Genomic DNA, 14,509 nt, shown 5'->3' with positions numbered 1-14,509 from the left:
GTATGTTGTGATCCGTAGGTGTGCGTAGTAGCACGTAGGCCTGATAAGCGATAGCGCCATCAGGCATGTCCTGCAAATTGTCGGATGGCGGCTACACGCCTTAAATTCCGCGCATAAAAAAGCCGCTTGCGCGGCTTTTGTCATTTCTGTTGGCGATTACTTCGCTTTGTTTTCCAGATTCTCTACCTGCGGCAGACCGGTGGCGGAAGAGGCGGTCAGCAGGCCCGACTGGGCGTAGCCGAACAGCTTCTCGCGGGTATCGGTAATATCCAGGTTACGCATAGTCAACTGACCGATACGATCGTCCGGTGAGAAGACGGAATCCCCTTTCTCCATGGTCAGACGTTCTGGCTTGTAGGTCAGGTTGTCGGAGACGGTATTCATAATGGAATAGTCGTTACCGCGACGCAGCTCCAGCGTAACTTCGCCGGTGATTTGGCTCGCAACCCAACGTTGCAGACCGTCACGCAGCATTAGCGCCTGGGAGTCAAACCAGCGACCCTGGTACAGCAGACGACCCAGTTGGCGGCCGTGAGCGTGATACTGCTCAATGGTATCTTCATTGTGAATACCGGTCAGCAGACGCTCGTAAGCGATATGCAGCAGCGCCATCCCCGGGGCTTCGTAAATACCACGGCTTTTGGCCTCGATAATACGGTTTTCAATTTGATCGCTCATGCCCAGACCATGACGGCCGCCAATGCGGTTGGCTTCCATCATCATCTCAACATCGTCGCTAAAGGTTTTGCCGTTCAGCGCAACTGGATGTCCCTGCTCAAAACGTACGGTTACTTCTTCCGCCGGGATCTTCACGCTTTCATCCCAGAACTTGACGCCCATAATCGGGTTAACGATCTTCAGGCTGGAGTTAAGGAATTCCAGATCTTTCGCTTCGTGCGTAGCGCCGAGCATGTTGGAGTCAGTGGAATACGCTTTTTCGACAGACATTTTGTAGTCGAAACCGCAGGCGATCATAAATTCAGACATCTCATGGCGACCGCCGAGTTCGTCAATGAAGTCAGTGTCCAGCCATGGTTTGTAAATCTGCAGTTCGGCATTGGTCAGCAGACCGTAACGATAGAAACGCTCAATATCGTTGCCTTTATAGGTACTGCCGTCACCCCAGATATTCACACCGTCATCTTTCATGGCGGCCACCAACATGGTGCCGGTCACCGCGCGGCCTAGTGGCGTGGTGTTGAAATAGGTCAGTCCGCCGGTGGTATTATGGAATGCACCACATTGAATCGCTGCGATCCCTTCGGCAACCAGTTGCTTGCGGCAATCAACCAGGCGAGCGTTCTCAGCACCATATTCCATTGCACGGCGAGGGATGGCGTCATAGTCATCCTCATCCGGTTGTCCCAAATTCGCAGTATATGCATATGGGACAGCCCCTTTTTGTCGCATCCACAGCAGTGCAGCACTGGTGTCCAGGCCGCCAGAAAAAGCGATACCAATACGTTGACCTACCGGGAGATGCTTGAGAATCGTCGTCATAAAATAAAACCCTGCTTGATAGACTGGTGAAGAGGTTGGTTTTTTATGCTAAGTGCATTTTTATGCAAAATAAATGAGTTTTCATTTAATCACCTTTTAACGGTGACAGGAAGAGTTTAGTGATAATTTCGTTAAATAACGGCGTTGAAGGCAGATTTATCTTTGTTGCACTTTGCTAAATTTGCGCAGGCTGGCATTCATTCATTTGCATAGTAGTAACAAGGTTGACATAAGGGATAGAAAATCAATATACTGTGCGCAGATTTTACGTCCCGTCCTCGGTACCAAATCCCAGCAGTATTTGCATTTTTTACCCAAAGCGAGTAAAATTTGCCACGTTTCAGGCGCGGGGTGGAGCAGCCTGGTAGCTCGTCGGGCTCATAACCCGAAGGTCGTCGGTTCAAATCCGGCCCCCGCAACCACTTTCCCTTAGAGTTCTTTTTCAAATATACTGTGAAGACTTAGGCCTTCGTAGCTGGATTTGAAAAAAAATTCTTTCGGAAGGTTCTCCGAACCGCAGGTGCGGTTATAGGGTTCAGTTATCTAAAGCCCCGATTTATCGGGGTTTTTTGTTATCTGATTACAGAATAACTGGGCTTTAGGCCCTTTTTTTATGTCTTGGGGGTGGGCTTGTCCACATTAGAGCAAAAATTAACAGAGATGATTAAAGCACCAGTTGAAGCCTTGGGCTACGAGCTGGTCGGCATCGAATTTATTCGTGGTCGCACATCCACACTGCGCATCTATATTGATAGTGAAGATGGCATCAATGTTGATGATTGTGCTGATGTGAGCCACCAGGTTAGCGCCGTGATGGACGTTGAAGATCCGATCACCGTTGCTTATAACCTGGAAGTCTCCTCACCGGGTCTCGACCGTCCTATGTTCACGGCTGAACACTACGTGCGTTTCCTGGGTGAAGAAGTCACGCTGGTTCTTCGTATGGCGGTACAAAATCGCCGTAAATGGCAGGGCGTTATCAAAGCGGTGGATGGTGAGATGATCACTGTCACAGTCGACGGTAAAGATGAAGTGTTCGCGCTGAGTAATATCCAGAAGGCGAACCTGGTTCCCCACTTTTAACAGTCTGGATTGAGGTGAAAAGCCCGCGATGAACAAAGAAATTTTGGCTGTTGTTGAAGCCGTATCCAATGAAAAATCGCTGCCACGCGAGAAAATTTTTGAAGCGCTGGAAAGTGCGCTGGCTACAGCAACAAAGAAAAAATACGAACAAGAGATCGACGTTCGCGTAGAAATCGATCGTAAAAGCGGTGATTTCGATACCTTCCGCCGTTGGGTAATTGTGGAAGAAGTCACTCAGCCAACCAAAGAAATTACTCTGGAAGCCGCACGTTACGAAGACGAGAGTCTGAACGTGGGTGAATACGTTGAAGACCAGATTGAATCAGTCACCTTTGACCGTATCACCACCCAGACGGCGAAACAGGTTATCGTACAGAAAGTACGTGAAGCTGAACGTGCGATGGTTGTTGATCAATTCCGCGAGCACGAAGGTGAGATCGTCACCGGTGTGGTGAAGAAAGTTAACCGTGACAACATTGCGCTGGACCTCGGCAGCAATGCTGAAGCCGTGATCCTGCGTGAAGACATGCTGCCGCGTGAAAACTTCCGCCCGGGTGACCGTATCCGTGGTGTTCTGTACTCCGTTCGCCCGGAAGCACGCGGCGCGCAACTGTTTGTGACGCGTTCCAAACCGGAAATGCTGATTGAACTGTTCCGCATTGAAGTGCCAGAAATTGGCGAAGAAGTGATTGAAATTAAAGCGGCGGCTCGCGATCCGGGTTCTCGTGCGAAAATCGCGGTGAAAACCAACGATAAGCGTATCGATCCGGTGGGTGCTTGCGTAGGTATGCGCGGTGCACGCGTTCAGGCGGTTTCTACCGAACTGGGCGGCGAACGTATCGATATCGTCCTGTGGGATGATAACCCGGCACAGTTCGTGATCAACGCAATGGCGCCTGCAGACGTCGCGTCTATCGTGGTGGATGAAGATAAACACACCATGGATATCGCGGTTGAAGCCGGTAACCTGGCTCAGGCGATTGGACGTAATGGTCAGAACGTCCGCCTGGCTTCACAATTGAGCGGTTGGGAACTCAACGTAATGACCGTTGATGACCTGCAGGCTAAGCATCAGGCTGAAGCGCATGCTGCTATTGATACCTTCACCAAATATCTCGATATCGATGAAGATTTCGCGACGGTTCTGGTAGAAGAAGGTTTTGCTACGCTGGAAGAGCTGGCCTACGTGCCAATGAAAGAGCTTCTGGCAATCGACGGCCTGGATGAAGCAACCGTTGAAGCGCTGCGCGAGCGTGCTAAAAACGCACTGACCACTCTGGCACTGGCCCAGGAAGAAAGCCTCGGTGATAACAAACCGGCTGACGATCTGCTGAATCTGGAAGGATTAGATCGTGATATGGCCTTCAAACTGGCTGCCCGTGGTGTTTGTACGCTGGAAGACCTCGCTGAACAGGGCATTGATGATCTGGCTGATATCGAAGGGTTGACCGACGAAAAAGCCGGTGAGCTGATTATGGCTGCCCGTAATATTTGCTGGTTCGGCGACGAAGCGTAATAAACTGTAGCAGGAAGGAACAGTATGACAGATGTAACCGTAAAAACGCTGGCTGCAGAGATACAGACCTCCGTGGATCGCCTGGTACAGCAATTTGCTGATGCAGGTATCCCGAAGTCTGCTGACGACTCTGTGTCCGCACAAGAGAAACAAACCTTACTGGCGCACCTGAACCGTGAGAACGGCTCTGCACCAGATAAGTTGACATTGCAGCGTAAAACGCGCAGTACTCTCAATATTCCTGGTACCGGTGGAAAAAGTAAATCGGTACAAATCGAAGTCCGCAAGACACGCACCTTTGTGAAACGCGATCCGCAAGAGGCAGAACGCCTTGCCGCGGAAGAGCAGGCGCAGCGTGAAGCGGAAGAGCAAGCCCGTCGTGAGGCAGAAGAAACTGCTAAACGCGAGGCGCAACAAAAAGCCGAACGTGAGGCCGCAGAACAAGCTAAACGTGAAGCCGCTGATAAAGCGAAACGTGAAGCTGCGGAAAAAGACAAAGTGAGCAATCAACAGACCGACGATATGACTAAAACCGCCCAGGCCGAAAAAGCCCGCCGTGAAAATGAAGCCGCAGAACTGAAGCGTAAAGCGGAAGAAGAAGCGCGTCGCAAGCTTGAAGAAGAAGCTCGCCGTGTGGCTGAAGAAGCCCGTCGTATGGCGGAAGAAAATGCCGGTGTTTGGGCAGAGCAAGAGAAAGCAAAAGGTGAAGAGGATAAGACCGATTATCACGTCACCACTTCTCAGCATGCTCGCCAGGCAGAAGACGAAAACGATCGCGAAGTAGAAGGCGGCCGTGGCCGTACGCGTACTGCGACGAAAGCTGCTCGTCCTCAGAAGAAAGGCAATAAGCACGCTGAATCTAAAGCCGATCGCGAAGAAGCACGTGCTGCTGGTCGCGGTGGTAAAGGTGGCAAGCGTAAAGGTTCTTCCCTGCAGCAAGGCTTCCAGAAGCCAGCTCAGGCCGTTAACCGTGACGTTGTGATTGGCGAAACCATCACCGTTGGCGACTTAGCGAACAAGATGGCGGTTAAAGGTTCTCAGGTCATCAAAGCGATGATGAAGCTGGGTGCGATGGCCACCATCAACCAGGTCATCGATCAGGAAACCGCACAGTTGGTTGCTGAAGAGATGGGCCACAAAGTTATCCTGCGTCGTGAAAACGAGCTGGAAGAAGCGGTAATGAGCGACCGTGACACTGGCGCAGCGGCTGAACCGCGTGCACCGGTTGTGACTATCATGGGTCACGTTGACCACGGTAAAACCTCTCTGCTGGACTACATTCGTTCAACGAAAGTCGCCTCTGGCGAAGCGGGCGGCATTACCCAGCACATTGGTGCATACCACGTTGAAACTGACAACGGTATGATCACCTTCCTGGATACCCCGGGGCACGCCGCGTTTACCTCTATGCGTGCTCGTGGTGCACAGGCAACAGATATCGTTGTTCTGGTTGTTGCAGCAGATGATGGCGTGATGCCTCAGACCATTGAAGCTATCCAGCATGCGAAAGCAGCGCAGGTGCCGATGGTTGTTGCAGTCAACAAAATCGATAAGCCAGAAGCCGATATGGATCGCGTTAAGAACGAACTGTCTCAGTACGGCGTTATGCCGGAAGAGTGGGGCGGCGAATCTCAGTTCATCCCTGTTTCTGCGAAAGCAGGTACCGGTATTGATGACCTGTTGAACGCTATCCTGCTGCAGGCTGAAGTTCTGGAGCTGAAAGCGATTCGTAAAGGTATGGCAAGCGGTGCGGTAATCGAATCCTTCCTGGACAAAGGTCGTGGCCCAGTTGCTACCGTCCTGGTTCGTGAAGGTACCCTGAATAAGGGCGATATCGTATTGTGTGGCTTCGAGTATGGCCGCGTTCGTGCAATGCGTAACGAACTGGGTCAGGAAGTCCTGGAAGCAGGTCCGTCTATTCCAGTTGAAATCCTGGGTCTGTCCGGCGTTCCGGCTGCGGGTGACGAAGTTACCGTCGTACGTGACGAGAAAAAAGCGCGTGAAGTTGCACTGTATCGTCAGGGCAAATTCCGTGAAGTTAAACTGGCTCGCCAGCAGAAATCTAAACTCGAGAACATGTTCGCCAACATGACCGAAGGCGAAGTTCACGAAGTGAACGTTGTCCTGAAAGCTGACGTTCAGGGTTCTGTCGAAGCGATCTCCGACTCCTTGCTGAAACTGTCTACCGACGAAGTGAAAGTGAAGATCATCGGTTCCGGCGTAGGTGGTATCACCGAAACCGACGCCACGCTGGCTGCGGCATCCAACGCGATTCTGGTTGGCTTCAACGTTCGTGCTGATGCCTCTGCACGTAAAGTGATTGAATCTGAAAGCCTGGATCTGCGTTACTACTCCGTCATCTATCACCTGATCGACGAAGTGAAAGCTGCGATGAGCGGCATGCTGTCTCCGGAACTGAAACAGCAGATCATCGGTCTGGCTGAAGTACGTGACGTGTTCAAATCACCGAAATTTGGCGCCATCGCAGGTTGTATGGTTACCGAAGGTACGATTAAACGTCACAACCCAATCCGCGTTCTGCGTGACAACGTGGTTATCTATGAAGGCGAGCTGGAATCCCTGCGCCGCTTCAAAGATGACGTTAACGAAGTCCGTAACGGCATGGAATGTGGTATCGGCGTTAAGAACTACAACGACGTTCGCGTTGGCGATATGATCGAAGTGTTCGAAATCATCGAGATCAAACGTACCATCGCATAATTTTCGTCGTCTTTTGGGCTGCCGCTGTGTTGGTAGTTCAAGGCATAGAAGCTTATTTGAGGTAGGCCGGGTAAGCGAAGCGCCACCCGGCAATGAAATTTAAAAAGGGGCTTATGGCCCCTTTTTTGTCTTTATTCTGGAGAATTTATTATGGCGAAAGAATTTGGTCGCCCGCAGCGCGTGGCCCAGGAGATGCAAAAAGAGATCGCACTCATCCTGCAACGCGAAATCAAAGATCCGCGCGTCGGCGTGATGACTACCGTGTCCGGCGTTGAGATGTCTCGTGACCTGGCGTATGCCAAAGTGTTCGTGACGTTCCTGAATGACCAGGACGAAGCTGCCGTGAAGAACGGTATTAAAGCCTTGCAGGAAGCCTCTGGCTTCATCCGCTCTCTGCTGGGTAAAGCCATGCGCCTGCGTATCGTGCCGGAACTGACTTTCTTCTACGACAACTCGTTGGTCGAAGGGATGCGCATGTCTAACCTGGTGACCAGCGTGGTGAAGCATGACGATGAACGTCGTGTGAATCCTGCGGACGACAGCAAGGAGGACTAATGAGTCGTCCTCGTCGTCGTGGTCGCGACATTCATGGCGTCCTGTTGCTGGATAAGCCGCAAGGCATGTCCAGCAATGACGTGCTGCAAAAAGTAAAACGCCTCTACAATGCCAACCGTGCCGGTCATACCGGTGCGCTGGATCCGCTGGCGACAGGCATGCTGCCTATCTGCCTGGGAGAGGCGACCAAGTTTTCGCAGTACCTGCTGGACTCTGACAAACGCTATCGCGTGGTGGCCCGCTTGGGACAGCGTACTGATACCTCTGATGCCGATGGGCAAATTGTGCAGGAGCGTCCGGTGACGTTTACCCCGGAACAGCTTGCCAGCGCGCTGGAGACGTTTCGCGGTGACATCCAACAGATTCCGTCGATGTACTCAGCGCTGAAGTATCAGGGTAAAAAGCTGTACGAGTACGCGCGTCAGGGTATTGAGGTCCCGCGTGAATCCAGACCGATTACCGTGTACGAACTGCTGTTTATTCGCCACGAAGGTAATGAACTGGAGCTGGAAGTCCATTGCTCCAAAGGCACGTACATTCGCACGATTGTTGACGATCTGGGCGAGAAGCTCGGATGCGGCGCGCACGTGACGTATCTGCGTCGTCTTACGGTCAGCAAGTATCCGGTAGACCGTATGGTCACGCTGGAACATTTGCACAGCCTGGTTGAACAGGCTGAACAGCAGAACATTCCGGCGGCAGAATTACTTGATCCGCTGCTGATGCCAATGGACAGTCCGGCATCGGACTATCCCATTGTTAATCTGCCTTTAACATCATCGGTTTACTTTAAAAATGGTAATCCGGTACGTACGTCGGGCGTGCCGCTGGAAGGGCTGGTTCGCGTGACGGAAGGCGATGATGGCAAATTTATCGGCATGGGGGAGATCGACGATGAAGGTCGTGTCGCCCCTCGTCGACTGGTGGTTGAGTATCCTGCATAGCGCTCTCTGTCTTGCGATAAGAAGGCGCTGCGAGTAGAATACCGCCGCTTAACGTCGCGTAAATTATTTAACAGTTCGCGCGGCGTGTACACAAAATCATTCGAGCTGCATCAAGGCGGCAAGTCTGAGAATCCTCAGGCGCTTACTGAAGTAAGTGACTGAGGTGAGCGGACGCAGCCAACGCAGAGGCAGTTTGAAGGATGAAGTGTATACACTGGGATCGCTGAATTAGAGATCGGCGTCCTTACATTCTTAACACTTTGGAGTTTTAAAATGTCTCTAAGTACTGAAGCTACAGCTAAAATTGTTTCTGAGTTTGGTCGTGATGCAAACGACACCGGTTCTACCGATGTTCAGGTTGCTCTGTTAACTGCACAGATTAACCACCTGCAGGGTCACTTCTCTGAACACAAAAAAGATCACCACAGCCGTCGTGGTCTGCTGCGTATGGTTTCTCAGCGTCGTAAACTGCTCGACTACCTGAAGCGTAAAGATGTTGCACGTTACACTGCGCTGATCGAGCGTCTGGGTCTGCGTCGCTAAGTCTTTCGAGTTTCAGAAAGAGGGGGCCTTCATGGCCCCTTTTTTCCAGCAGATGGCAGCAATTCGCTGGAAACTAATGTATTGTTGCTATGAATGATCTTCCGTCGCAGAGGTTCGCGCGGCTAATGAGAGGCTTTACCCAATACGCGTGGGTTAGGGTTGTCATTAGTCGCGAGGATGCGCAGAAGGTCGGGTATTAACGATGGCGTGTATAAATACGCCGTTAAAAAAAGAGAAAGGATATTATTTTGCTTAATCCGATCGTTCGTAAATTCCAGTACGGCCAACATACCGTAACGCTGGAAACCGGCATGATGGCACGTCAGGCTACTGCTGCTGTTATGGTTAGCATGGATGACACCGCGGTATTTGTGACCGTTGTTGGTCAGAAAAAGACCAAGCCAGGCCAGGATTTCTTCCCGCTGACCGTTAACTATCAGGAGCGTACCTACGCTGCTGGCCGTATCCCGGGTAGCTTCTTCCGTCGTGAAGGCCGTCCGAGTGAAGGCGAAACCCTGATCGCGCGTCTGATTGACCGCCCGGTTCGTCCGCTGTTCCCGGAAGGTTTCATCAACGAAGTTCAGGTTATTGCGACCGTTGTCTCCGTTAACCCGCAGGTTAACCCAGATATCGTGGCAATGATCGGCGCATCCGCTGCGCTGTCCCTGTCTGGTCTGCCGTTCAACGGCCCGATCGGTTCTGCTCGTGTTGGTTATATCAATGACCAGTATGTACTGAACCCGACTCAAGACGAACTGAAAGAAAGCAAGCTGGACCTGGTTGTTGCCGGTACTGAAGCTGCCGTACTGATGGTTGAATCCGAAGCTGAACTGCTGAGCGAAGACCAGATGCTGGGCGCTGTCGTATTCGGTCACGAACAGCAGCAGATTGTTATCAAAGAAATCAACGAGCTGGTTAAAGTCGCTGGCAAACCGCGTTGGGACTGGCAGCCAGAAGCTGTCAACGAAGCGCTGAATGCACGCGTTGCCGCGCTGGCAGAAACGCGTTTGAGCGATGCTTACCGTATCACCGACAAACAAGAGCGTTATGCTCAGGTTGACGTGATCAAATCTGAAACCATCGCTCAACTGGTTGCAGAAGACGAAACCCTGGACGCTAACGAACTGGGTGAAATCCTGCACGCTATCGAGAAAAACGTTGTTCGTAGTCGCGTACTGGCAGGCGAGCCGCGCATCGATGGCCGCGAAAAAGACATGATCCGTGGTCTGGACGTGCGTACTGGCGTACTGCCGCGTACTCACGGTTCCGCACTGTTCACCCGTGGCGAAACTCAGGCGCTGGTTACTGCGACCCTGGGCACCACCCGTGATGCGCAGAACCTCGACGAACTGATGGGCGAGCGTACTGACAACTTCCTGTTCCACTACAACTTCCCTCCGTACTGCGTAGGCGAAACCGGTATGGTCGGTTCTCCGAAGCGTCGTGAGATTGGTCACGGCCGTCTGGCGAAACGCGGCGTGCTGGCAGTGATGCCGGAACTGGACAAATTCCCGTACACCGTACGTGTTGTGTCTGAAATCACCGAATCCAACGGTTCTTCTTCCATGGCTTCCGTGTGCGGTGCTTCTCTGGCACTGATGGACGCAGGTGTGCCGATCAAAGCCGCTGTTGCGGGTATCGCGATGGGTCTGGTGAAAGAAGGCGATAACTTTGTGGTTCTGTCTGACATTCTGGGTGACGAAGATCACCTGGGCGACATGGACTTTAAAGTGGCGGGTTCCCGCGATGGTATCTCTGCACTGCAGATGGATATCAAAATCGAAGGTATCACCAAAGAGATCATGCAGGTTGCTCTGAACCAGGCTAAAGGTGCGCGTCTGCACATCCTGGGCGTGATGGAACAGGCGATCAATGCGCCGCGCGGCGACATCTCTCAGTTCGCTCCGCGTATCCACACCATTAAGATCAGCCCGGACAAAATCAAAGACGTTATCGGTAAAGGCGGTTCTGTTATCCGTGCTCTGACCGAAGAAACCGGCACCACCATCGAAATCGAAGATGATGGTACTGTGAAGATCGCGGCGACCGACGGTGAAAAAGCGAAATATGCTATCCGTCGTATCGAAGAGATTACTGCAGAAATCGAAGTTGGCCGTATCTACAATGGTAAAGTGACCCGTATCGTTGACTTTGGCGCATTCGTTGCCATCGGTGGCGGTAAAGAAGGTCTGGTACACATCTCTCAGATCGCTGACAAGCGCGTAGAGAAAGTGACCGATTACCTGCAGATGGGTCAGGAAGTACCGGTTAAAGTTCTGGAAGTTGATCGCCAGGGCCGCGTACGTCTGAGCATTAAAGAAGCAACTGAGCAGTCTCAGCCAGCAGCTGCGCCGGAAGCACCGGCAAGCCTCGGCGAGTAAGGTTGCCATTGCCCTCCGCGTGAGCGGGGGGCCTTTAACCCGGCAGGAAGCCTTGTTAGCAACCGGGGAACAGGACGTTCATTCAATCGTTGTCTTCGGGAGTGGGAAATGAAGCCTTTTTTGCGCTGGTGTTTCGTTGCGACAGCACTCACGCTGGCTGGATGCAGTAATTCCGCCTGGCGTAAGAGTGAAGTCCTCGCAGTACCACTGCAACCGACTTTACAGCAGGAAGTGATTCTGGCACGTATGGAACAAATTCTTGCCAGTCGGGCTTTAACCGATGACGAACGCGCACAGCTTTTATATGAGCGCGGAGTGTTGTATGATAGTCTCGGTCTGAGGGCACTAGCGCGAAATGATTTTTCACAAGCGTTGGCAATCCGACCAGATATGCCTGAAGTATTCAATTACTTAGGTATATATTTAACGCAGGCAGGCAATTTTGATGCTGCCTATGAAGCGTTTGATTCTGTACTTGAGCTTGATCCAACTTACAACTACGCGCACTTAAATCGCGGTATCGCATTGTATTACGGCGGTCGCGACAAGTTAGCGCAAGATGATCTGCTAGCGTTTTATCAAGACGATCCCAATGATCCATTCCGCAGTCTGTGGCTGTATCTCGCCGAGCAGAAGCTCGATGAGAAGCAGGCTAAAGAAGCGTTAATACAGCGCTTCGAGAAATCGGATAAAGAGCAATGGGGATGGAACATTGTCGAGTTCTACCTGGGCAACATTAGCGAAGCAACGCTGATGGAGCGCCTGAAGGCGGACGCAACGGATAACACCTCGCTCGCTGAGCATCTCAGTGAAACCAACTTCTATTTAGGTAAGTACTACCTAAGTCTGGGGGATTTGGACAACGCTACGGCATTGTTCAAACTGGCGGTGGCTAACAACGTTCATAACTTTGTTGAGCACCGATACGCATTGTTGGAATTATCGCTCCTGGGCCAGGACCAAGATGACCTGGCAGAATCGGACCAGCAATAGCTGACGTACACATCAGCCCGTAATCTTTTTTGATTGCCATCACCTTCACCGGTGAGGGCGTTGTTGTTCGTTAATACACCTACTTTGAGCCGGTTCACACTTTTCAATGAAAATTGCAGATCAATTTCATGATGAGTTATGTAGACTGGCCGCCATTAATTTTGAGGCACACGTACTACATGGCTGAATTCGAAACCACTTTTGCAGATCTGGGCCTGAAGGCTCCTATCCTTGAAGCCCTTACCGATCTGGGTTACGAAAAACCATCTCCAATCCAGGCAGAGTGCATTCCGCATCTGCTGGGCGGTCGCGATGTTCTGGGTATGGCCCAGACCGGTAGCGGCAAAACTGCAGCGTTCTCCTTACCGCTGCTCAACAATCTTGATCCTGAGCTGAAGGCACCTCAGATTCTGGTGCTGGCACCGACCCGCGAACTGGCGGTTCAGGTTGCAGAAGCCATGACGGATTTCTCTAAACATATGCACGGCGTGAACGTGGTAGCCCTTTACGGCGGCCAGCGTTATGACGTGCAATTACGTGCCCTGCGTCAGGGCCCGCAGATCGTCGTCGGTACGCCGGGTCGTCTGCTGGATCACCTGAAGCGCGGTACCCTGAACCTCTCTAAACTGAGCGGTTTAGTGCTGGACGAAGCCGATGAAATGCTGCGTATGGGCTTCATCGAAGACGTTGAAACGATTATGGCGCAGATCCCGGAAGGTCATCAGACCGCTCTGTTCTCTGCAACCATGCCGGAAGCGATTCGCCGTATTACCCGCCGCTTTATGAAAGAGCCGCAGGAAGTACGCATTCAGTCCAGCGTCACCACGCGTCCTGACATCAGCCAGAGCTACTGGACTGTCTGGGGCATGCGTAAAAATGAAGCGCTGGTGCGTTTCCTGGAAGCAGAAGATTTTGATGCGGCGATTATCTTCGTTCGTACCAAAAATGCGACCCTGGAAGTGGCAGAAGCGCTGGAGCGTAGCGGCTATAGCAGCGCTGCACTGAACGGCGACATGAACCAGTCCCTGCGTGAGCAGACTCTGGAACGTCTGAAAGACGGCCGTCTGGATATTTTGATTGCAACCGACGTTGCGGCCCGTGGCCTGGACGTTGAGCGTATCAGCCTGGTTGTTAACTATGACATCCCGATGGACTCCGAGTCTTACGTTCACCGTATCGGCCGTACCGGTCGTGCGGGTCGTGCTGGCCGTGCGCTGCTGTTCGTTGAGAACCGTGAGCGTCGTCTGCTGCGTAACATCGAACGCACCATGAAGCTGACCATTCCGGAAGTTGAACTGCCGAACGCAGATCTGCTGGGCAAACGCCGTCTGGAAAAATTCGCCGCGAAAGTACAGCAGCAGCTGGAAAGCAGCGATCTGGATCAGTACCGTGCTCTGCTGGCGAAAATGCAGCCGGAAGAAGAGCTGGATATCGAAACGCTGGCCGCAGCACTGCTGAAAATGGCACAGGGTGAACGTCCGCTGATCGTGCCACCAGATGCACCGATGCGTCCTAAGCGCGAATTCCGCGACCGTGATGAACGTGCTCCACGTGGCGATCGTAATGATCGTAACGATCGTGGCCCGCGTGGTGACCGACCGGAACGCGGTGGTGAAGACCGTCCGCGTCGTGAACGTCGTGACGTTGGCGATATGCAGCTGTATCGCATTGAAGTGGGCCGTGATGACGGTGTTGAAGTTCGTCATATCGTTGGCGCGATCGCTAACGAAGGTGACATCAGCAGCCGTTACATCGGTAACATCAAGCTGTTCGGTACGCACTCCACCATCGAACTGCCGAAAGGTATGCCGGGCGACGTGCTGCAGCACTTTACCCGTACTCGCATCCTGAACAAGCCGATGAACATGCAGCTGGTTGGCGATGCAGTACCGCACACCGGTGGTGAGCGTCGTGGCGGCGGCGGTGGTCGTTTCAGCGGCGAACGTCGTGAAGGCGGCCGTGGCGAAAACCGTGGTAACAGCACCGAGCGTCGTGAAGGTGGCCGTGGTGATGGTCGTCGTTTCAGTGGCGAACGTCGTGAAGGCAGCCGTGCTCCACGTCGTGACGATGCTTCCGCTCCGCGTCGTGATGACTCCGCAGGTCGTCGTCGTTTCGGCGGTGACGCATAAGCCTCTTGGCTTCATAGCTGTAAAGTAAAATATACAGCCCCGATCTTAACGGTCGGGGCTTTTTTTATTCCTTTTGTACTCGTGTACTGGTACAGTGCAGCGCATTGAACTGTATTAGCTAATTTTAACCCTAAATAATTCGAG

The 14,509-nt window shown here is 52.4% G+C and carries 11 protein-coding genes and 1 tRNA gene; 11 read left to right on the top strand and 1 reads right to left on the bottom strand.

The genetic code is table 11. The annotated features are described in order from the left end of the window. Nucleotides 1-156: 156 nt before the first annotated feature. Nucleotides 157-1,500 (bottom strand): argininosuccinate synthase, encoded by a 1,344-nt coding sequence (argG, locus tag FCH32_RS16230; protein WP_115257395.1) that lies wholly within the window; start codon nucleotides 1,498-1,500, stop codon nucleotides 157-159. 345 nt (nucleotides 1,501-1,845) lie between these two features. Between argG and FCH32_RS16225 the strand changes: the two genes are divergently transcribed. The 11 genes from FCH32_RS16225 to FCH32_RS16175 all read left to right on the top strand — a co-directional run bounded on the left by FCH32_RS16225 (nucleotide 1,846) and on the right by FCH32_RS16175 (nucleotide 14,365). Further along, nucleotides 1,846-1,922 (top strand) — tRNA-Met (locus FCH32_RS16225). 208 nt (nucleotides 1,923-2,130) lie between these two features. Further along, on the top strand, nucleotides 2,131-2,583 hold the full coding sequence (gene rimP, locus FCH32_RS16220) for a ribosome maturation factor RimP (RefSeq protein ID WP_135911333.1): 453 nt from the start codon (nucleotides 2,131-2,133) through the stop codon (nucleotides 2,581-2,583). Between the two features lie 28 nt (nucleotides 2,584-2,611). Next, a complete protein-coding gene (gene nusA / locus FCH32_RS16215) occupies nucleotides 2,612-4,099 on the top strand; it encodes a transcription termination factor NusA (protein ID WP_096755531.1) in 1,488 nt (495 codons plus the stop codon). Between the two features lie 24 nt (nucleotides 4,100-4,123). After that, nucleotides 4,124-6,820, top strand: a complete 2,697-nt coding sequence (gene infB / locus FCH32_RS16210; RefSeq protein ID WP_096755532.1) for a translation initiation factor IF-2 — start codon at nucleotides 4,124-4,126, stop codon at nucleotides 6,818-6,820. Between the two features lie 150 nt (nucleotides 6,821-6,970). Continuing rightward, nucleotides 6,971-7,375, top strand: coding sequence for a 30S ribosome-binding factor RbfA (gene rbfA, locus FCH32_RS16205; RefSeq protein ID WP_096755533.1), 405 nt, complete (start codon nucleotides 6,971-6,973; stop codon nucleotides 7,373-7,375). Further along, nucleotides 7,375-8,319: a tRNA pseudouridine(55) synthase TruB gene (gene truB, locus FCH32_RS16200; RefSeq protein WP_096755534.1), complete on the top strand. Its 945-nt coding sequence runs from the start codon at nucleotides 7,375-7,377 to the stop codon at nucleotides 8,317-8,319. The genes rbfA and truB overlap by 1 nt, the downstream gene beginning before the upstream one ends. 273 nt (nucleotides 8,320-8,592) lie before the next feature. Further along, on the top strand, nucleotides 8,593-8,862 hold the full coding sequence (gene rpsO, locus FCH32_RS16195; protein WP_096755535.1) for a 30S ribosomal protein S15: 270 nt from the start codon (nucleotides 8,593-8,595) through the stop codon (nucleotides 8,860-8,862). Nucleotides 8,863-9,110: 248 nt separating this feature from the next. Continuing rightward, nucleotides 9,111-11,243, top strand: a complete 2,133-nt coding sequence (gene pnp, locus FCH32_RS16190) for a polyribonucleotide nucleotidyltransferase (RefSeq protein WP_096755536.1) — start codon at nucleotides 9,111-9,113, stop codon at nucleotides 11,241-11,243. A 108-nt stretch (nucleotides 11,244-11,351) separates the two neighbouring features. Further along, complete coding sequence (gene nlpI / locus FCH32_RS16185; protein ID WP_096755537.1) at nucleotides 11,352-12,236, top strand: lipoprotein NlpI; 885 nt, start codon at nucleotides 11,352-11,354, stop codon at nucleotides 12,234-12,236. A gap of 106 nt (nucleotides 12,237-12,342) precedes the next feature. Continuing rightward, nucleotides 12,343-12,423, top strand: coding sequence for a protein YrbN (gene yrbN, locus FCH32_RS16180; RefSeq protein ID WP_010723222.1), 81 nt, complete (start codon nucleotides 12,343-12,345; stop codon nucleotides 12,421-12,423). Next, on the top strand, nucleotides 12,416-14,365 hold the full coding sequence (locus FCH32_RS16175) for a DEAD/DEAH family ATP-dependent RNA helicase (RefSeq protein WP_135911337.1): 1,950 nt from the start codon (nucleotides 12,416-12,418) through the stop codon (nucleotides 14,363-14,365). The genes yrbN and FCH32_RS16175 overlap by 8 nt, the downstream gene beginning before the upstream one ends. Nucleotides 14,366-14,509 lie beyond the last annotated feature (144 nt).

It is taken from the genome of Citrobacter gillenii, assembly GCF_013337685.1.
GTDB classification, from domain to species: domain Bacteria; phylum Pseudomonadota; class Gammaproteobacteria; order Enterobacterales; family Enterobacteriaceae; genus Citrobacter; species Citrobacter gillenii.
This window is presented reverse-complemented; position numbering and strand designations above follow the sequence as displayed.